Genomic DNA, 20,345 nt, shown 5'->3' with positions numbered 1-20,345 from the left:
ATTGCTGCGGAACGACTAGGTGGAATAAAAACAAGTGATGTACAATCCATTTTAGGTCGAATATGGGACAACAATCAATTGTATGAATAGCAGTTAGAACTACACAGCTTTATTTTTTCGACGAAGCAACAATAGTTCTATTGCTCCCGATCCAAGTAATACTCCTGAAACAATGAAGATAAGACCAAAAAAATGTGCTGGAACGATTGCTTCGTTCAAAAGAATAGCCGCACCGACTAATGAAAAAAAGGTGTTGAAGTTTAAGAAGATAGAGGATTCTGCGGCTCCAACCTTTCCAATGATGTAATTATAAGTCATATGACCTATTCCTGTAGCAAAAATAGCTGAGAAAAAGAAAGCTACCCAGATAGAAAACGAAGCAGATGAGATTGAAGCTAAACCATGTGGTTCCTTCCAAAGACTTATGGCAAATAAAATAAATGATCCAATTAGCATCATGTAACCCGTTAATAGCCGCGGGTCCATCGTTTTCGAAGCTTTATAAATCAGGATAAAACTTAGCGCTTGTGAAAGAATGGAGAGTAAAATATCAAAATCTCCTAGATTAATAGAATGGATGCTTCCACTTCCGGCCAAAACGGTAACACTCACGCCAAGAGCCCCACAAATAAACCCAAGAACTCGAATGAATGTAAGTTTTTTGCGAAAAATCACCATAGAAAAGATGGCTGTCAATAAAGGTCCCATCCCCAAAATCAATCCAGTATTCGTAGCTGAAGTTTTTGTTAACCCTTCTGCTAAAAAATAATGGTGAAAGACTACGCTCAAAAGGGCTCCCCCAAAAATGTAAAAAAGTTCAGATTTTTTTGGAAGACGAATGAGGCCAAGCATTCCCAAAATTAAAAAGACTATCAAAGAAGCCGTAAAAATTCTTAGAGAAGTTATGGTCACAGGTTGAATGTGTTCAACTAAAATTTTTATAACAGAAACGTTGAAACCCCAAATAATCATGATTCCAATAAGCAACATGTAAGTTTTAAAATAGCTCATACAAAAACAACCTTTCAAACTTATTCAACAATTGACCTATTATACAACCTTTTTCAAGAAAATACCAAAACTAAAAGAGATAGTTTTTAAAAACTGAGCATGAGTAAATTATTTATGCCAATAATTTGTAGTGACTACTTTGAAATGGATGTTAGTCCCTATACTTCACATCGTATTAGTTTGGGTGTAGGTGAAATGATTCTTCAGTTTGAAGAGTGGCTATAAAAAAGCCTACAAGATCTCATAGGATCTTGTAGGCTTTTTCATTAGTTAAAATTTAATTTTTTCTTCCATTTTAAAGAAATTAAACTTGAAGAAATCGTAATGATAAAGAGGACAATAACAATAATGAATACAGTATAGTAAGAACCTGTTGAATCAAAAATGTAACTGAATAATGTTGTACCGAATGCCACACCTAATGTAGAGGCTGACATAATCGTTGTATAAATGGATGCGTAGTCTCGCCCGCCGAATACTTCGCGAATCACGACTGGAGGAAGTAAGGTAGACCCTGAGAATCCTATACCAAATAGTAAGGCACCAGTATATAGCATACCAATTCCGAATGAATCAGAAATAAGTAGTGCGACAACACCTAGCATACCCCCGCCAATACCAACAAATAGAGCTACTTTAATTCCCATTTTATCGTTTATGGCACCAAGCAGGAATTTACCACCTGTTTGACCAATCGTTACACAAGTTACACCTGTAGCAGCCATTGTAGCACTAAAGCCTACGGATTGTACAAAGTTTGGTACATGGAAGCTAACGGTTGAAGCCAGTCCGAAAAGCCCTGTGAATAAAACAACCAAATAGAATGTTGGGGATTTCATTGCAACACCTTTCAAGACACCTGATTCAGGTTTTTGTTGCGTATTAGTAGTATCGGTGTAGACTTCATCGGCACCATAAGCAGTCATATTTAGTTGTTCTGGTTTTGAACGAATAACGAATAGAGAGAATGGTAAAATAAGAATGGCTACAATAACACCTAATGTCATATATGTTGAGCGCCAGCCAATCGATTCAATCAAGACACCGGTGATTTGAGCGAAGACCGCACCGCCAACCCCCATGAATGCCATAGCAAAACCTAAAGAGGTACCAACTTTTGCTTTAAACCAGTTGTTCATGATTAAAGGAATGGACCCGTAAATTAAGAATGTACTACCAATTCCTAAAGCAATCCCTGAAATATAGAAAGGGAAGACAGAATGATAGGTACCCATTAATCCAAATGCTAGCGCATTTATAATACCAGCAATCGTTAAAATATAGCGGATATCAAATTTGTTCAATATCTTTCCTGCAAATGGTAGTAAAATGGTGACAGTTAAATACATTAGCGATGTATACAAGCTAATTTTAGAAACCCCAACTTGAAGATCTTCTGCTACTGCACGGTATAGTAAACCTGCACAGCTTACGATAATTCCGACACTTGCGGCGTAAATTGCAGCACTTGCCACCATAATCCACCAAGCATAGTGGATTTTCCCTTGTTTTTTCATGATGTCACCTCGTAAAAGTGGAGAAACAAGCACGTTGCTTCTCCACTTTGTATTATTTTATAAATTAAGCAGTTAAAAATTTGTATATTTATTGAATGGTAAATCCGCCATCGATTGGTACAGCGGCACCACTTATGAATTTCGCTTCATTTGATGCTAAAAATACAGCTAAATCAGCGACTTCTTCTACTTGACCAAATGTACGAGTCGGTACTAAATCTTTTGGAATTCCAGCTAAAACATCCTTAACTAAAGGTGTTTCGATGGTTCCTGGGCAAATAGCGTTAATTTTAATACCATGGCGTGCATATTCAGAAGATAAATGCTTGGTATACCCAATTACTCCATGCTTAGTAGCGGTATAAGCAGCTCCACCTTTACCTGCAACCAAACCAGCAACAGAAGCAATATTTACGATGGAACCAGTACCACGCTCAATCATGCTAGGTAAAACAGCATTCGAGAATTCGAATACACTTGTTAAGTTAATATTTAAGAAGAAGTTCCATTGATCTAATGTCGTATCTAATGATTTAGCATATTTATCAAATACACCTGCATTATTTACTAAGACATCAACTGGACCGAAAGTGTCTTCTGTTACTTTGACACAATTTTGGATATCCTCGGTTTTCATAACGTTCACAGATACAGCGATAGCTTCTCCGCCAAACGCTTTAATTTCTTCAGCAACAGCTTTTGCCCCTTCTAAATTCAAGTCAGCTACAACTACTTTTGCGCCTTCTTTTGCAAAACGGATAGCTTCTCCTTGCCCCATACCGGATGCTGCTCCTGTAATGATCGCTACTTTTTCTTTTAATCTCATATTGAAAACCCCCATATATTTTTTGTTCACAATTTGTTCATATATCAGTGACAATTACATTTTAAACGTATTTTGATATAATGAAAAATACCAATTAACTATTTCCTTATAACTTGAGGTTATTAAGGGTAGGAGGAAAATTATGGACCTAGTAAAGTTACGATATTTTTATACAACCGCACAATTAGAAAACGTGTCACTTGCAGCTAAAGAACTATCGATTTCGCAACCAGCGTTAAGTAAGGCGATCACTAATCTTGAAGCAGAGTTAGGGATGGATTTGTTTTTCCGTAGTGGCAAGCGCATTTCATTAAATGAAAATGGAAGGTTTTTATTCAAACGTGCGGAGCGCGTTTTCTCTGAGGTACATCATTTAGAGCGTGGATTAGAGGAAAGACGAGGCGAGGGAAGTGGGAACTTGTCGATTGTGACGACATTACCATATACTTTCACGAATATCTTAGATCAGTTTTTCAATAATTATTCCAATGTTAAATATCAACAAGTACCGTTATCAAAAGAAAATTTACAACAATTCACGGAAAATGGAAAATATGATGTATGTATTACCACTGAGCAAATCGAACATCCAAATGTAGAATGGGTTCCATTATTTGAAGAGGAAATTTTTCTAACTGTACCAAAATCATATAAAGAGAAGAAAGAAGGAACAATTAATTTGTTGGAATTTGACGAACTACCTTTTATCGGTTTAACCAATAAGTACACCTTTCGTCAATTTACCGACCGATTTTGTAAATCAATAGGATATACACCGACTTATCAAGTTGAAGTAGAAGAAGCAACAACCATTTTACAGCTTGTGAAAAATGGACATGGTGCAGCCTTTACACCTGAAACAGCTGTTAATTTATATGAAAGTAAACTTAAGCACTTGAAAATTGAAAATAAGAAGTTTACCCGTACCATCGGCTTATTAAAGCATCGATATTTATTCCCTACAAAAATTTCGGAGGCATTCGTTGCCCATTGTCATCGTTATTTTCAAGAATATAAAAAAGATTAAATGAGATTAGTTTTAAATGCGGAATTATTCGTAGCGAAGATTCGACGAGATAGGGATTTAGATGGAATATCAATATATATTGAAGTGGTGAAGTGGGTTTAGTAGAAGAATTTAAGTAGTAAAATCCTATTAAAAATATGGAAATGTTAATAGCGATTCTTGAATGTCAGAGAGAAAAGAGAAGACTAGATACGTCTAGGAACCGAACCTAGTCTTCATTTTTACCTCAATTTTTGGTTTTTCAATAGTGTACAGTTTCCATTATAAAGTAGAAAGTAATTGAATTTAAAAGGAAACCGTTTTCAAATTTTATAGATTAAACGAATTTTAAAGTGGCCAATACTTATTTGACCTATCCATTGTCCATTTTTCAACTGATAGCAAACTTTCGTTACCTTTATCCTAGCCAACAATCTTCATGGTAGGAATAGGTTGGCAGGTAAATTCACACATGGAAATATTAATCTAGCCAGAAAACTGGAATCGTAGAATCAGCCCTTTATTTTACAGGTATTGCATGTGAAATTTTATTTTCTTGCATGCCTAAGTCCATTACATTGTCTGTGCTTTTGATGGAAAGACGTAAAACATCGCCATCTTGCAAGTATCCATTGTCTTTTTGCGTATCGATAAAATAAGAGATTTTATCTTCATGAGGAATTGTATTATCAGAAAAATAGTGGATGATATTTGCATTTAGACGTAAGCATACGCCACCAGGCGTTCCTGTAAGCACAAGGTCTCCTGTTTTCAAATTGAAGATTTCGGACATTTCACTTAATGTTTCTGTTGGTTTGAAAAGTAATTGATCCGTTATTACATGTTGGCGCGTTTCCCCGTTTACTTCTAAGTGAAGAACAAGTTGATCTAGGTATTGAATCTCATCTTCTTCTAATAAATAAATGTAAGGCCCTACTGGACAAAAACCTCGATAGCTTTTTCCTTTGAACCATTGTTGTTCTACAATTTGCACGTCTCGTGCAGACATATCATTGGCGATAACAAGGCCAGCAATGTAGTCTTTCAGATTATCCCCTGTAATCGTGGTTTGTTCTGTGATGTCTTTATTTATGATCAGACCAAGCTCAATCTCATAGTCCAATAATTTCACATGTGCAGGACAGAGTATATCAGCCGTTGCGGATGTTAATGTGCTAGACGCTTTTGTGAACAATAAATTGTACGGAGGCTTTTGTTTTGTAAAACCTGCTTCTTCGCGGTGTACGCTGTAGTTGGTTCCTTGACAAAAGATATTAGCATCTTCAGTGACTGGTGAAAGTAAAGTGATTTCTTCATTAGTAACGATTTTTCCATTTGTTTTTGCATGTTGAATGGCTTCATACCCGTTAGTTAATAATTTGTTTAATGATTCGGCCTCATGTTCAATGATTCGAATGGCTTCTTCTAAAACACCCCAATGTACTTGAGATTCATATTCAAAACGTAATAATTTAATGCCCATAGTAATATCCTCCTTAAAGTTATTACACTTATTGTAATGGTTAAGCTTTACATGGTACTAGAATAAGATTTATTGAAATCTAGAGTGAAATTAAATTTAAAAATGAAATTGGGTCTTGACATGTATTGAATCCAATAAAATATATTTGTTTTATGTCAATCCAATTCAAAAAGTTCAAGTCGATGGTGAGTGCGTGGGAGGAATTGGTGTTAGCGGAGGACACTACACGCATGATAAGCAGGTTTGTGAGGCTATTCAAAAGACTTATATAAGGTTCTAATACTTATACTTAAACTATAAATGAAAAAAATTCCATTGTCTATATTCATATGTTAGATTATATAACATACATTTTAATGTTTTATTGGAAATGGCTTGAAAATAGAGGAAGAACTATGGTTAAATTAAATAATAGTATGTAAATGTTATATTTTATCCCAGTGTTATTGAAAGAAGTTTTCTATAAGATTGTGAGTAGAAGATTATTTGGGAGATAGGTTTTCTTGAAATGTATATTTCTTGATTGAATTCATCAACGGGAGTGAATATTTATCCAGTTGATTGGTGTAATGACTCCTAGCGGAATGTACAGGGGGTGGGATAACGAAAAACTCGAATAATCAGAACTATTATTCATGATAAAGAATCAGCATGTCAGTTAGTGTTGCAACTCCAATGATAAGGTGTTTTTATATGGACAAAACTACAATTGAAGAGCTCTGCCAGTCATATACTGATCTTTCAGGCTCAGATATTCAGATTGTTGCTAGCATAGCGAATACGCTACATCTTTATGCTGAACTTAGTAATAAGTGTATATTTATTGATTGTATGACGAAATCTAGCAAACGGGCAATTGTTGTAGCCGAAGCTTTTCCGAGGACCCAGGAAGCAGTTTATAAAAAGTCCGTTGTAGGGGAATTCGTCTATGAAGTATTTGAGCCAGGCGTTCATTATAGTTTTAGTACTGGGAAAAAGTCTGATCGGAATCGAGCTATTACACAAGAAGGTAAAATTGTTGAGCAAAGTACGGTGCCCATACGTAATGATAATCATGAAGTGATTGCTATAATGATTATGGAAGAGGAACTTTCTGGTACTTATAATAACCTGAATGAGCCGTCTGATATTTCATTTGGATCAAAAGCGCTCGGGAATCTTATGGCCGAAACTATTGATGATTATCCGATTGTACCAGATCTGTTGATGGAAAGTTTTCTCGTTACAGACGCTGATCAACGTCTTGTATATGCTAATGCTGCCGGAGTTAGATTTATAAATGAAATGAGCCAAGCGGATCGCATTCAACATGAGGAAATTTTAACATTGCTTCCTTTTTTAGAAGAAGTTCTAGATAATCAGGAAGAAGTTTTTGTTTCTGAGTTGACGGTGTTGTCAAAGAACATCGAAGTGAAAAAGGTGAAGATGCACAGTAAAACAAATGAGCTGAAGGGTATTTTGATGATCATTCAGGATTTGACAGAACTGCGCACGAAAGAAAAAGAACTAATGATGAAGTCTGTTGTCATTAAGGAGATTCATCACCGAGTCAAGAATAATTTACAGACTGTCGCAAGTCTTTTACGGTTACAGATGCGCCAAGTATATCCACCTGAAAATAAAATCCATTTTGAGGAAACATTAAACCGGATTTTCAGTATTTCTTCCGTTTATGAATTGATCTTGGCCAATGAAAACGTGGATGAAGACGATGTTGACCTAATTGAATTAACGAAGAAGATTAGCTCATCAATGGTACGTAATGGACTTCATAATAAAATAGGTTTGAATATTGAGTCCAATGGCAACAGAGTATTAACATCTTCCAGAAAAGCTGTTTCGGTTTCTTTGATTGTCAATGAACTTGTACAAAATTCATTGAAGCACGCATTTCCAGGAGAGTTATCCGGCATGATCCATATCGAGTTTTTTTCTCGGAAGAAGTTTGTTGAACTGCACATCCACGACAACGGCGTCGGGATGTCAGAGGTTTCCTATTCGCTCGGGCTTCAAATTGTTCATAATCTCGTTGTGAATGATCTTGAGGGAGAATTCACGTATATGACAGTTCAAAGTGGTACACATGCCACGATTAAGTTCCCGCTGAGCCAGGAGGTAATGATTCATCATGAAAAAACGGATACTAATTGCTGAAGATGAATCGATTATTCGAATGGATTTAAAGATGATGCTTCAGGATAATGGTTTTCAAGTGGTAGGAGAGGCGGGAGACGGAGACCGTGCGATTGAACTTGCTTTTGAGATGAAGCCAGACCTCATATTAATGGATATAAAAATGCCAAAAATGAATGGTTTGCAAGCAAGTAACATCATTGGTCGCCAACTTGATTTGCCAATTCTTCTTATTACAGCATATAGCCAACAGGAGTTCGTGGAAAAAAGCAAACAGGATAATATTCTCGGGTACCTCGTAAAACCGATATCGGAATCAAATTTGATTCCTGCTATCACGGTAGCCCTTCATCAGGCTGACAAAGCAAAGGCGCTAAAGCAGTCAATTCAGTCAGCACAGGATGAAGTTCAAAAGCGAAAGCTAATTGAACGAGCGAAAGGTTTACTGATGGAGAGAAATAAGCTCTCTGAACAGGAAGCTTATACCTCCCTTCGAAGGGAGAGCATGTCCCGTCAGCTGACAATGGAGTCAATTGCACAGGAAACTATTCTAAATTATTCCAATTAACAAGTACATAAGAAATTATTAAGCAAAGGCGCTTAAAGACTCACTTCTTTAAAGCGTCTTTTTGTTCTTGAAAAGATGCTAATATTTGTAAGAGATAAGAGAATATAGAATTGGATGATATTAATTATCAAGAAAACTGGAGGAAATATATATGGAGTTAATCGGGACGAGTGTAATATATATTATCATGGCGTGTGCTCTTGCGGGAGCCATTGCCGCTATAAAAAACCCGGATCAAGGGCTCGGAAAAGAGTTCATGGACGGTATCCATACAGTAGGTCATATTTTTGTTCCGGCTGCTGGGATCATGGCATCCATTCCGTATTTGACGATTTTTATTGATAAACTCGTCGGACCATTTTTTAACCTTCTTGGTGCTGATCCGGCGATTGCAGCCACAGCCATTCTGGCATCTGACATGGGCGGATATCAACTGGCAAATGCATTGAAGGGATCATATGAAGGCTGGATCATGGCATTGATCGTTGGTTATATGGCCGGTGCCACCATTGTCTTCTCGATTCCGATGGGATTAGCGATGCTTGATAAACGCGATCATAAGTATATGGCACTTGGAATTATGTCAGGCGTATTGACGATTCCGATTGGCGCGTTAATTTCTAGTGTATTGGTCGTTTTATTTAATACAGACATCCGTACAGAAATCAGTACAACAGCTGATTCAACACATGAATTCGCACTGGCATATGGGCAGATTTTCCTCAATTTATTACCTCTGCTCCTATTCGTGGTCGCTATTGCAGCCGGACTTAAATTTTTCCCGCGGATGATGATCAGTGGTTTTATGATTTTTGGGCGAGCGCTGGATGCATTAATTAAACTGGTGCTTGTTTTCTCGATTATTGAAATTTTCACAGGAATATTTTCGACGGTTTTCGGAGGGTGGGGTTTCCATCCGATCATGGCTGATGAAAAAGATCAGTTCCGTGCCCTTGAAACAGCAGGTTATATCGGTATCATGCTTGCCGGAGCCTTCCCAATGGTATATTTACTCCGTAAATATGCAGCAAGACCGCTTGAACTAGGCGGCCGTAAACTTGGTTTATCTTCTACTGGAAGTGCTGGGATTTTGGCAACAGTAGCAAACATTCTAGCAATGTTCCAGCTCATTCGATACATGCCACCTAAAGACAAAGTTATCAATATTTCATTTGCGGTATGTGCAGCTTTTTTGCTAGGAGATCATTTATCGTTTACCGCTAACTTTCAGCCAAATCTAATTTTGCCGGTTCTTGCCGGAAAGTTCCTTGCTGGAGTATGTGCCATTGCCTTCGCTTTTTGGCTATCCGTACCAACTGCATTAAAACTCGAAGAACAGGACCGTAAAGAAGGTATAATTAAAAAAGGAGAGTATCTTAAAGAAGAGAATATTGAATTTCTCGATGAGAAGAAAGCTTAACGCTTATCTTTTTAAACAGCTAAGAATAACAAAAATGGTATGTCTGCTATAATCTTTACATTTAATAGAATATTTGATATATTGACACTAATAAAAGTGAATGTTTCTGGCAAAGGCGCCTTTACAGTTCGACGAAAAATCGTCGGTTTTGTAATGGCGCCTTTTTTACGAGGAAAGCGGGTGTCTAGATGGCCGGATTTCATTTAAAACAAGATACAATCATTAGCGCCGGTATAGATATCGGCACGAGCACAACCAAAATTATTATCAGTCGCTTTTCACTAATGAATACCGCCGGGAGTACAGATGTCCCACGCGTTGAAATTGTCGGTAAAGAAATTTTTTACAAAAGTCCTATTTTTCGAACACCACTTAAAGATGCTTGGACCATTGATGTTTCTAGCGTGGAAAAAATCATTCGGTCGCAATATGAGGAGGCAGGTATACATCCATCAGATATCGAAACAGGAGCTGTCATCATAACCGGTGAAGCCGCGACAAAACGAAATGCAAGCGAAATCGTTCATCACCTATCAGGTGAAGCGGGTGACTTTCTTGTGGCAACAGCTGGATCAGATCTAGAAGGTATCATCGCGGCGAAAGGTTCCGGTGCATATGACTATTCGGTGAAAACGGGAAAAGTGACAGCTAACATCGACATCGGTGGTGGCACAGCGAATATCGCTGTCTTTAAACGGGAGGAATTGCTGGGTACGTGTACATTGCATATTGGAGGAAGGCTCATTGAATTTTGTGATGGGTTGATCACATCGATTTCACCTCCTGTACAAAAGTTAATTGAACAGGAAGGTTGGACTCTTAAAGTGGGGGATTCAATACATCACCCTGATATTGATAAAGTGACGGAATTTATGACCGAGTCGATTGCGCGTATTCTAGCAAACGAACCTGATTTAAAAGATGAAGTGCTCCTCCTTGGCCATCTGCCCAATTGGAAAACGAAGGTTGAAGATGTTATCTTTTCTGGTGGCATTTCTGAATGCATGTATAAGAAGGATTCTTTAAAACCCTCTGACATCTTGTACAGTGATATTGGAGTTAAGCTGGCAACGGCCTTGTTAAACAGTGGAGAACTTACTAAATGGAACAGGATCGAACCCAAAGAGACTGTGCGGGCAACGGTAATCGGTGCTGGAACCCAAACGACAGAAATAAGCGGTGCAACGATTCAGGTTGCTTCAGATGAGCTACCTCTGAAAAATATGCCTGTATACAAATTCTCGTTTGAAGCTGGGTTTAAAAGCGGGCTTTCAAAATTCAAAGAGTCTTTTATAGAAGCGATAGAGGTATATGATTCATTTCAGGAAGGTCAAAATTTCGTCATTTATCTAGCGGATTTGCCATATATGAGCTTTAAAGATATTCAAGCATTGGCAAAAGGAATTATAAAAGTGATGGATATGCGTCATGATCCGGAACAGCCGATGGTCATTGTTTTACAAACCGATCACGCCAAAGTGCTTGGCCAGACATTACACGCGATGAATGCCCGGCAAAGTGTCATTTGCATTGATCAGTTAAATGTCGAACATGGAAATTATATGGACATTGGTCGTCCTCGGCAATCCGAAGTTGTGCCTGTTGTCGTCAAAACATTAACGTTTCATTCATCATAAAGGAGACAGATAGAGTATGAAGTTAAAAACGATGCTTGGTGGTAAAGTATATCAATTCACTAGTTTAAAAGAAGTATTTGCAAAAGCAAATGAAGAAAAATCCGGGGACCGTCTTGCGGGGCTGGCAGCGGAAAATGTGCAAGAACGCATCGCCGCTAAAACAGTTATCAGTGACATTACGCTTGCTGATATTCGAAACCATCCATTTCTGCCTACTGATCAGGATGAAGTATCCGCCATTATTGAAGGCGACGTAAATGAAAGGGTTTATTCGCAAGTGAAAAATTGGAGTATTGCAGAATTACGGGAATACATTTTAAGCAATGAAACTGGAGACAGAGAGCTGAAGCGGCTTAGTAAAGGACTGACTAGTGAAATGATTGCAGCAGTCACAAAGCTCATGTCGAATCTAGACCTCGTCCATGCGGGAAACAAAATGGAGATTTTAACGACCTGTAATATTACCATCGGTCAAAAAGGTACTCTATCATCAAGGCTTCAGCCGAACCATCCGACCGACAATGTGGAAGGGATGCTTGCATCGCTTAAAGACGGTCTCTCGTATGGAATTGGTGATGCGCTAATTGGCATTAATCCAGTCAATGATTCTGTTGAAAGTGTGAAGCGACTTCTACACGCGACTAATGATTTTATACAAGAATGGAAGATTCCAACACAAAACTGTGTGCTTGCCCATATAAGTACGCAGATGAAAGCCATTCGACAAGGAGCGCCAGCGGATATGATTTTCCAAAGTATCGCAGGAACAGAAGCTGCAAACCAATCATTTGGCATTTCTGCTGAGCTGATTGCAGAAGCTAATGAGTTAGCAAAAAGACAGGGAACGGGTACGGGGCCACAGCATATGTACTTTGAAACGGGTCAAGGCTCTGAATTATCTGCAGAAGCGCATTTTGGCATTGACCAACTAACGCTTGAATCACGCAATTATGGCTTTGCCCGCCACTATGATCCGTATATCGTCAACACTGTCGTCGGTTTTATTGGTCCAGAGTATTTATATAATAGTAAGCAGGTTATCCGTGCTGGTCTGGAAGATCACTTTATGGGTAAAATGCATGGCCTTCCTATGGGAGTAGACATTTGCTACACGAACCATATAAAAGCCGATCAAAATGACATTGAAGACCTAGGCGTTTTACTGACGGCTGCAGGTGTAAACTTCATAATAGCCACGCCAATGGGTGATGACTGCATGCTAAATTATCAATCTATGAGCTATCATGACGTAGCTACATTAAACCGGTTATTCGGGAAAACACCGGCACCGATTTTTCTTGAGTGGTTAGAGAAAATGGGGATCTATGAAAACGGACGCCTTGGCCCAAATGCGGGTGACATTTCTTTATTTTCGTAAAAAGGGGGAACTTAATCTTGGGAAATGAACAAAGGTTGAATCATAAGGGTCCAGACCCAAAAAATACTGAGTTGGTGAAGGAACTACAAAGGCAAACACCGGCACGCATAGCGGTAGGCCGGGCAGGATCAAGACCAAAAACGAATACTTGGCTTCAATTTCGATTTGATCATGCAGCAGCAGTTGATGCTGTATACGGAGAAGTACCGGACGAGTTGCTAAAGGAACTAAATTTATTTCAAGTTCAGACACGAGTCAAGGATAAAGAAGAATACATACGCCGTCCAGATCTTGGTCGGAGATTGTCCGATGAAGCAATAGAGATCATTAAAAAGAAATGCAAGTCTTTACCCAGCGTGCAAATTGTCGTCTCTAATGGGTTGAGTGCAAAAGCAATTGAGGAGAACGTGGAAGATGTATATTTATCACTCGTTCAGTCATTAGGATATTTAGGCATTCAGACCGGTACGCCTTTTTATGTCGATAAAGGCCGTGTTGCCCTAATGGATGAAATCGGAGAAATACTTCAGCCGGATGTCCTGATTTTACTGATTGGTGAACGGCCGGGACTTGTTTCAGCTGAGTCGCTCAGCGCGTATTTATGCTATAAACCGCGTATCGGGACGATAGAATCAGAACGGATGGTCGTCTCGAATATTCATAAAGGCGGCATTCCCCCTGTTGAAGCAGGTGCCTATCTTGGAACGCTTATTCAAAAAATTATAAAATACGAAGCGAGCGGCGTTTCACTCGTGAAAAAGGAGGGCTAAAAAGGCAGTACACGTAAAATTCATGGAGTTGCGAACTATTCAATTCATCTCAAATGTCTATAAAATAACAGCCATTAGCAAAGCTTTGAAATTATTTTAATATCAAATATGCAGTGGAGATGAAGCAACCGAAAAAAGTGAATGGTTGAAATAATAATAAACAAACTTTAGTTTGTTAGTGTCTATAGAGAAGCTATAGAGGGTAGTCCCCCTACAGGTCTTCATATAGAAAGAACCTAAATCCTTAATCTAATAAGGGTTTAGGTCTTTTTTGCATCAAAATGTAAATCTGAATTTTTGATTTTTCACCTATAGCGTCGACTATCTTGAACATCAAAAGGTTCGAAGTTAAATTTCTTCACCAAAGTGTAAATCGAAAAAATGAAACAGAAGCCAATGAAAATCAGCTTCTTTCTCCTAAGGGGTTGTACCTGGACTTTTTATAAAGTTCTCAATTTATTCCCTTTAACATGATGCATCGTAAAGGTATTTTGAATAGTTTGTTTCATTGCATGACATCGGTCCCTTTGGTACACTATGCAGAAGTGCTTAGCACTTTTTTTGTTAGCATAATTGAGTTTGTATGTTCTTTACATATATTAAGAGCGTACTGGTAAGTAATTGGAGCTCTCTAAAAAATGGGAGAGTAAAGGTTTAAATTCTATAAAAAATATTTTAAAAATTAATAGTGTTACTAATAATGAAAAAATCATTTTATCCCTCATGAAGGATTGAATGGGGGTCTGGTTTGTCTGTACTTTTGGAGACAATCTTTTAGTAATAATAGTAGGAGGAAGTAATGAATAACTACAAATTGACCATTCAATATGATGGTGGACGCTATCAGGGTTGGCAACGACTTGGCGATAGTGAAAATACGATTCAGGGAAAAATAGAAAGTGTGTTAACGGAAATGGTAGGAGAACCCATTGAAATCATTGGGTGTAGCAGGACCGATTCGGGTGTACACGCGTTTTCACAAATAGCCAATTTTAAGATGAGTTTGAATATGACTGAAACTGAAGTCATGAATTATTTGAATAGGTATTTACCACGGGATATCAGTATTGTGGAAGTTACATTGGTTCCTGAACGTTTTCATGCCCGTTATAATGTGAAGGATAAGACCTACTTGTATAAGATCTGGAACGAACCTTATACAAATCCATTCATGCGAAAGTATAGTATGCACGTTGAGGAAAACCTCAATATATCAAGCATGATAGAAGGTAGTCAGTACTTTATAGGCAGTCACGATTTTACGGCTTATTCGAATGCAAAGTCAAAGAAGAAGTCCATGGTCCGTGAAATATATTCTATTGATATAGAAGAAGTTGCAGGCTTCATCGAAATTAGAGTGCGAGGTAACGGTTTCCTTTATAATATGGTTAGAAAGATTGTGGGAACGTTAATAGAAGTCGGATTGAATGAAATAGATGCTAAAAATATCCCAAGTATCATTGAGTCGAAAGAAAGAATCCAAACGGGCCGTATGGCAGACCCAGCTGGGTTGTACTTGGAAACGGTCGAGTTTTAAAACAGAATCAACGATATGGATACACTTAAAAAACCAACTGAAATAGAAGTTGGTTTTTTGAGGTTTTTATTAATTGACTCTCTTCAATTGGAGATTATATCGGAATGTTTCTTCGTCTGAATATAGTTTATATCCAAGACTATCACTGTAGCTAAGAAATACTTTATTCGGTAAGTGCTTTTTGGATTCACTTGATATTAATATAGGCACTCCATCGATTATGAATTTCTCATCTTCTTCTGTTTGGTTATCAATTTTCAGTTCGTGTTCCACATAAATGGAACAGCTTCCAAGATAGATGGCTTCGATTCGTATCCCTTCGTTCTCTTTATAGTCCACTTTTCTTAATTGTTCTACTGCTTCTTTTTTTAGCTCAATATGCATTTATCAACACTCCAGTTAAAAGTTTTTTATCATGAATGTCAGTACAAAGAACGTCTGGTTAAATATTCTATTCATTCATATACCCAATTGTTTATATACTAATGTGTCCATTAAATGTTAAATGAAGAGATATCTTATGTAAATGCTTTCATGAAAAATCCTCCTAGCGCGCATTTTAAAACGGGCTATAGAGTAAGAAAGCAAAATAGTAGAGCAGAAGTTCGATGTTAGCCTTTCTTCCTTAGAATGAAAAGGGTTTATTTCATTCAAATACGAAAGAGCTATGTGTCATATAATAAAAGTAATGCTATAATAGGGTACTCAAGTGGATTAGGGTGCCTTTTACCTACATTGAAAGGGAATGATCCGAAACTTCCCCTTTGTTTATTTCGGAAACACTATCGGAGGTGTGTTAATATGAATAAAAAATGGACTATTGAAAATATCCGTGACTATGTCACGAAGAATTCCGATAGTGAATTACTTTCTACTGAATATCTTGGGTACTCCCAAAAATTACAGTTTAAATGTTCATGCGGAAATATCTTTGAAAAATCTTTCACTAAATTTAAAGGGAGCAATCAGAGAAGTTGTTCAGATTGTTCAGCTCCTAAACCTTCACGCTAAGGTTTATAAATCCAGTATATAAGAAGTCGCTCAATACTCTAAGAATTCAGGGGGGTATTGAGCGACTTCTTTTGTTTATTAGGGGATATGGAACTAATTCATTTAGGGGTTAGTTACTAAAAGGTAAAGGGAAGGGATGCCCAAAAGGACACCCAGTTTATCCATTAAGAGGGCATACCTATAATAGCTTTCGGCTCTAGGAACTCCTCGATTCCGTAATCCCCCCATTCACGACCGATTCCTGACTGTTTGAAACCTCCGAATGGTGCAGAGAAGTCTGTTTTTGGATTGTTGACCGTGATTTGGCCGGCCCGGATGTTTGAAGCCACTTTGAACAATTCATCTGGATTCTGACCGAATACATACCCCGCTAATCCATATTTTGTGTCATTGGCGATTTCGATGGCTTCATCGATTGTTTCATAAGTCAGTATGGACATGACAGGTCCAAAGATTTCTTCTTGGGCAATGGTCATATCGTTTTTAACATCGGTGAAAACGGTGATATTTGAGAAATATCCTTTATCGAGTCCTTCTGGTTTTCCTGGTCCACCAGCGACAAGAGTGGCTCCTTCTTCAGTACCTTTATTTATATAGGACTGAACAGTTTCCCATTGTTCCTTAGAAACTTGTGGTCCCATGAAGGTGTTTTTATCCTGTGGATTGCCTACGGGAAAATCGGGAAGTGCTTCTTTGACGGCGTCAATGAATTCATCATGCATCGATTTTGGAATGATGGTCCGTGTGGCCGCTGTGCAAACTTGTCCGGTATTCATTGCAACATTTAAAATGGAGGTTCGTGCCGCATCCTTAACATTAGCGTCTTTTAAAACAACCAACGGAGATTTCCCTCCAAGTTCAAGTGACACTTTTTTAATATCCTGAGCCGCATTTTCCATGATTTTCGTTCCCACGGGACCAGATCCGGTAAAGGAAACGAAATCAATACCTGGATGAGAACTGATGGCGTCCCCAATGGTTGAGCCCGATCCATTTACTAAGTTGAATACACCTTTAGGTAATCCGGCCTTATCAAAAATCTCTGCTAGGATGATTGCCGCAAATGGTGTCATGGCGGCAGGTTTTAGTACGACGGTGCTACCAGCAGCAAATGCACTTGCTAGTTTGGTAGAAGGTTGATTTGTCGGGAAATTCCAGGGTGTAATAAGACCGGCAACGCCAATTGCTTCTTTTTTGATTAAGGTGTTTCCTCTTTGTTCAGTAAACTCGAAGGTTTTAAGGAGTTCAGCAGCTTTTTTAAAATGCTGTAAGCCCATCTCGTACTGAATTTGTTCACTACGAGTAATAGGTGAACCTAACTCTTCGGTTATAACTTTAACAAGATCATCTTTCCGGTTTTCATATTCTTTAGCAATATTCTCTAAAAGTTTCATTCTTTCTTCTATATCCATTCTAGAGAAGGACGGGAAGGCAGCACGCGCTGCTTCCACGGCACGATCGACATCTTCTTTACTACCAGCACTAATTTTCCCGATGACTTCTTCTGTAGCTGGGTTAATAACATCAATCGTTTCTGTACTTGTGGAATCCACCCATTCGCCATTAATATATTGCTGTGTATAGTTATGCATGATTCCAGCTCCTTTTCTTCATTTATATTAGTTTTTTCCCCTGTATAATGAAGAGTAAACGTTATGATGCTTGTAACTGGATAGGATAGTTGAACAGCGGTTTATGAAGCAATTAATCTTAAATGATGTATTATGTTGAAATTCATAAACCTTAAATTATGTTTCAAGCGGTGATAGGCAAGGTCTGATCGTCTTACTGATTCCAAACGAAATACAAAAAACCTCAAAAAAATTGAGGTCATTTCATGTTTTCCCTTATATTGGTGGGAATCATGACTACTTCGGTTTTCAAATCGACCGGTCTAAATGTTTCATCGATACATTCTTTCCAATACTCTACATGTTTTTTATCTATCCAGTGTTCTGATTCGTTCACTTCAACACCATTTTCACCTTGGACAGAGTACCAATATAAATATTCATCACCATTTAAAAGCTCTCTAAAAATGGTTTCCACATACATCTTTTCACCTTCAAGTGTTAACAGCACATCATTCATATTTTCATTAAGAAATCGTATCCATTCATCTACTTGTTCTGATTTCCCTTCCTTCACCCTAAATCTTGTAAGTTCTACATTCATATATATCCTCCGTAAAATGTAATCATTTATCCATGTTACATATTTTAGATGGTTTTGAAATAAATAACAATATCTAATTCTACTGTGTATGATTGTATATAAGGAACGAGAGTGCGGTTTGGGTATTAACCAATTCCTTCCACTTTAATATTATAATACTATGTATAGTCTCGTTTTAAATGTATCTGTAAACAACCAATAAGCACTACTATTTAAATAGTAATCTAGTTAAGATATGATGATAGAAAGATTACTGTAGAAACAAACTACTTTAATGATAAGGAGATTTAAAATGCATCGTTCGCCTATAGATTATTTACGCCTGGCAGGAATCTTGGATGGCGTTTCATTGTTGACATTATTACTTATTGCTATGCCACTAAAGTATTTTGCTGATTTACCGCTTGCAGTGACGATTAATGGTAGTATACACGGGGGAATTTTCCTCTTGTATATCGGAAGCATTCTATATGCAGCCATTCGCATCCAGTGGTCGATTAGTTGGTCACTTGCCGCGGTATTTGCCGCGTTTATTCCGTTTGGGAATTTTATCTTTGACCTTTATTTAAAAAAAGCGAAAGATCGCTACCATGTAAAGCCTTTCCGAATATCATGGATCATCTATAGCATTATATTCTTTTCATTTATAGACTTATTTGCTCAGCTGCCGGTCATGAGTACATTTGCGACGTCAGTAGGGGCGAGCGCGTTTATTGCAGGTATTGTGGTTGGTTTATATTCGTTTACAAACTCATTTGGCAATATCACATCGGGAATATTAACGGATAAAATAGGTCCACTCTCGATGATGATATTTGGACTGGCCGCTACGAGTGCATCATTATTTTCTTACCATTTCGTTGATGACCCTATGACTTTACTTATTGTTCGATCTTTACACGGCTTTTTTGGCGGGCTTATTGTACCCGCTGCATTTACGCTTCTAGCGAATACAACGGAGAATGATGAACAAGGAAGTAAAGGTGCGGTAACAGGGTCATTCGTGGGGATCGCCGCCATTATAGGGCCAGCTTTCAGTGGGATAATGGCGAGTAGAACGTCCGTTCCGAATGTCTTCACCGTAATAGGCGCCCTCGGTGTCTTATTACTTGTTAGCTCTTTTTTATTACGTCAAGTACATGTCAAGAAGATAAAGAGAGAAGCGTCGCATGTCTCATTCAAGTGGAACCGGGATGTACAAAAGGCATTTATGGGAGCATTCTTTTTGATGTTTTCCCAAGGGGCATTGGCTTATTTGCTGCCTTTGCATGTGGAAGCACTTGGCTATAGTTCCCGGATGTCCGGTACACTAATGAGCATGTTTGGAATTGTAGCGGTGTTCCTTTTTATTTTACCGACAAATCGAGTATTTAACCGGGTTGCTCCTTTGTTTACCATGCTTATTGGTGTGGCTGTTTTAGCCATTAGTCAAATGCTGATTGGGCAAATGACGACGACGTTGACATTATATCTTGTGATGATTCTATATGGCATTGGATTCTCAAGTTTATTCCCTTCCATCAATTCCCTCCTGATACAATCAACGACGCCTGAAACACGTGGACAGGCTTATGGATATTTTTATGCGTTTTTCTCTATCGGTGTGGTTGTCGGTTCATCGGTTCTTGGTTTTTTACGGATTGGGATCGCCGGAGGGTTTATGCTCACGGGGATGGTGCTCACAGGATTTTTAATAGTTGTCCTTTTCGATATTAGAAAAAGGGTAAAGAGCAAGAAAATTTCTGATTTTAGTATGAAATGATTAATGAAAAAGGGATGTAGGATTGTTTTACGTGCTTAATCTTATGTCATTTTTTCTATTGATGCTTCTAGACTTATTCATTTTTTCGTGTGAATCTGATAAACTTGTAGC

17 protein-coding genes and 1 pseudogene are annotated in these 20,345 nt (G+C 38.0%); 11 read left to right on the top strand and 7 right to left on the bottom strand.

Annotated features, from left to right (window positions below):
• Positions 1 to 99 precede the first annotated feature (99 nt).
• From ACQKL0_RS03315 to ACQKL0_RS03305, 3 genes are all read right to left on the bottom strand, one after another.
• Positions 100 to 1,011: a DMT family transporter gene (locus tag ACQKL0_RS03315; protein ID WP_427686272.1), complete on the bottom strand. Its 912-nt coding sequence runs from the start codon at positions 1,009 to 1,011 to the stop codon at positions 100 to 102.
• A 266-nt stretch (positions 1,012 to 1,277) separates the two neighbouring features.
• On the bottom strand, positions 1,278 to 2,528 hold the full coding sequence (locus ACQKL0_RS03310; RefSeq protein ID WP_427686270.1) for a CynX/NimT family MFS transporter: 1,251 nt from the start codon (positions 2,526 to 2,528) through the stop codon (positions 1,278 to 1,280).
• Positions 2,529 to 2,616: 88 nt separating this feature from the next.
• Complete coding sequence (locus ACQKL0_RS03305; RefSeq protein WP_427686268.1) at positions 2,617 to 3,354, bottom strand: SDR family NAD(P)-dependent oxidoreductase; 738 nt, start codon at positions 3,352 to 3,354, stop codon at positions 2,617 to 2,619.
• A 142-nt stretch (positions 3,355 to 3,496) separates the two neighbouring features.
• On the opposite strand from ACQKL0_RS03305, the gene ACQKL0_RS03300 reads away from it, so the two are divergent.
• The gene (locus ACQKL0_RS03300) at positions 3,497 to 4,381 is read left to right on the top strand and encodes a LysR family transcriptional regulator (protein WP_402872334.1); all 885 of its coding nucleotides are present in this window, start codon (positions 3,497 to 3,499) and stop codon (positions 4,379 to 4,381) included.
• Positions 4,382 to 4,880: 499 nt separating this feature from the next.
• Here the strand turns inward: ACQKL0_RS03300 and ACQKL0_RS03295 are convergent, their stop codons facing one another.
• Positions 4,881 to 5,843: a fumarylacetoacetate hydrolase family protein gene (locus ACQKL0_RS03295; RefSeq protein WP_427686265.1), complete on the bottom strand. Its 963-nt coding sequence runs from the start codon at positions 5,841 to 5,843 to the stop codon at positions 4,881 to 4,883.
• A 115-nt stretch (positions 5,844 to 5,958) separates the two neighbouring features.
• On the opposite strand from ACQKL0_RS03295, the gene ACQKL0_RS03290 reads away from it, so the two are divergent.
• From ACQKL0_RS03290 to truA, 8 genes and pseudogenes are all read left to right on the top strand, one after another.
• Positions 5,959 to 6,123: a heme-binding protein gene (locus tag ACQKL0_RS03290; RefSeq protein ID WP_427686263.1), complete on the top strand. Its 165-nt coding sequence runs from the start codon at positions 5,959 to 5,961 to the stop codon at positions 6,121 to 6,123.
• A 413-nt stretch (positions 6,124 to 6,536) separates the two neighbouring features.
• Entirely contained in the window at positions 6,537 to 7,997 is a 1,461-nt protein-coding gene (locus ACQKL0_RS03285; protein ID WP_427686261.1) for a sensor histidine kinase, read from the top strand.
• Positions 7,972 to 8,544 (top strand): ANTAR domain-containing response regulator, encoded by a 573-nt coding sequence (locus ACQKL0_RS03280; RefSeq protein ID WP_427686259.1) that lies wholly within the window; start codon positions 7,972 to 7,974, stop codon positions 8,542 to 8,544. The genes ACQKL0_RS03285 and ACQKL0_RS03280 overlap by 26 nt, the downstream gene beginning before the upstream one ends.
• A 151-nt stretch (positions 8,545 to 8,695) precedes the next feature.
• On the top strand, positions 8,696 to 9,964 hold the full coding sequence (gene eutH, locus ACQKL0_RS03275; protein WP_427686257.1) for an ethanolamine utilization protein EutH: 1,269 nt from the start codon (positions 8,696 to 8,698) through the stop codon (positions 9,962 to 9,964).
• A gap of 188 nt (positions 9,965 to 10,152) precedes the next feature.
• A complete protein-coding gene (locus ACQKL0_RS03270) occupies positions 10,153 to 11,601 on the top strand; it encodes an ethanolamine ammonia-lyase reactivating factor EutA (RefSeq protein WP_427686255.1) in 1,449 nt (482 codons plus the stop codon).
• Positions 11,602 to 11,617: 16 nt separating this feature from the next.
• The gene (locus ACQKL0_RS03265) at positions 11,618 to 12,979 is read left to right on the top strand and encodes an ethanolamine ammonia-lyase subunit EutB (RefSeq protein ID WP_427686254.1); all 1,362 of its coding nucleotides are present in this window, start codon (positions 11,618 to 11,620) and stop codon (positions 12,977 to 12,979) included.
• Between the two features lie 53 nt (positions 12,980 to 13,032).
• Positions 13,033 to 13,749, top strand: a pseudogene (gene eutC / locus ACQKL0_RS03260) (ethanolamine ammonia-lyase subunit EutC); the annotation flags it as partial.
• A gap of 799 nt (positions 13,750 to 14,548) precedes the next feature.
• Positions 14,549 to 15,286, top strand: a complete 738-nt coding sequence (truA, locus tag ACQKL0_RS03255) for a tRNA pseudouridine(38-40) synthase TruA (RefSeq protein WP_427686252.1) — start codon at positions 14,549 to 14,551, stop codon at positions 15,284 to 15,286.
• A gap of 69 nt (positions 15,287 to 15,355) precedes the next feature.
• Here the strand turns inward: truA and ACQKL0_RS03250 are convergent, their stop codons facing one another.
• Complete coding sequence (locus tag ACQKL0_RS03250) at positions 15,356 to 15,670, bottom strand: iron-sulfur cluster biosynthesis family protein (RefSeq protein WP_427686250.1); 315 nt, start codon at positions 15,668 to 15,670, stop codon at positions 15,356 to 15,358.
• Positions 15,671 to 16,087: 417 nt separating this feature from the next.
• Here ACQKL0_RS03250 and ACQKL0_RS03245 point away from each other — a divergent pair, with 417 nt between their 5' ends.
• Positions 16,088 to 16,297 carry a hypothetical protein gene (locus ACQKL0_RS03245; RefSeq protein ID WP_402872441.1) on the top strand — a complete coding sequence of 70 codons (210 nt, stop codon included), beginning with the start codon at positions 16,088 to 16,090 and terminating at the stop codon, positions 16,295 to 16,297.
• A 164-nt stretch (positions 16,298 to 16,461) separates the two neighbouring features.
• Here the strand turns inward: ACQKL0_RS03245 and ACQKL0_RS03240 are convergent, their stop codons facing one another.
• Together ACQKL0_RS03240 and ACQKL0_RS03235 are read right to left on the bottom strand one after the other, a co-directional pair.
• Positions 16,462 to 17,889 (bottom strand): aldehyde dehydrogenase family protein, encoded by a 1,428-nt coding sequence (locus tag ACQKL0_RS03240; RefSeq protein WP_427686248.1) that lies wholly within the window; start codon positions 17,887 to 17,889, stop codon positions 16,462 to 16,464.
• Between the two features lie 238 nt (positions 17,890 to 18,127).
• Positions 18,128 to 18,472: a DUF6176 family protein gene (locus ACQKL0_RS03235; protein ID WP_427686246.1), complete on the bottom strand. Its 345-nt coding sequence runs from the start codon at positions 18,470 to 18,472 to the stop codon at positions 18,128 to 18,130.
• Positions 18,473 to 18,764: 292 nt separating this feature from the next.
• On the opposite strand from ACQKL0_RS03235, the gene ACQKL0_RS03230 reads away from it, so the two are divergent.
• Positions 18,765 to 20,234, top strand: coding sequence for an MFS transporter (locus ACQKL0_RS03230; RefSeq protein WP_427686244.1), 1,470 nt, complete (start codon positions 18,765 to 18,767; stop codon positions 20,232 to 20,234).
• Positions 20,235 to 20,345: the final 111 nt, after the last annotated feature.

The organism is Peribacillus sp. NPDC097264 (assembly GCF_050277925.1).
GTDB lineage: Bacteria > Bacillota > Bacilli > Bacillales > DSM-1321 > Peribacillus.
This window is presented reverse-complemented; position numbering and strand designations above follow the sequence as displayed.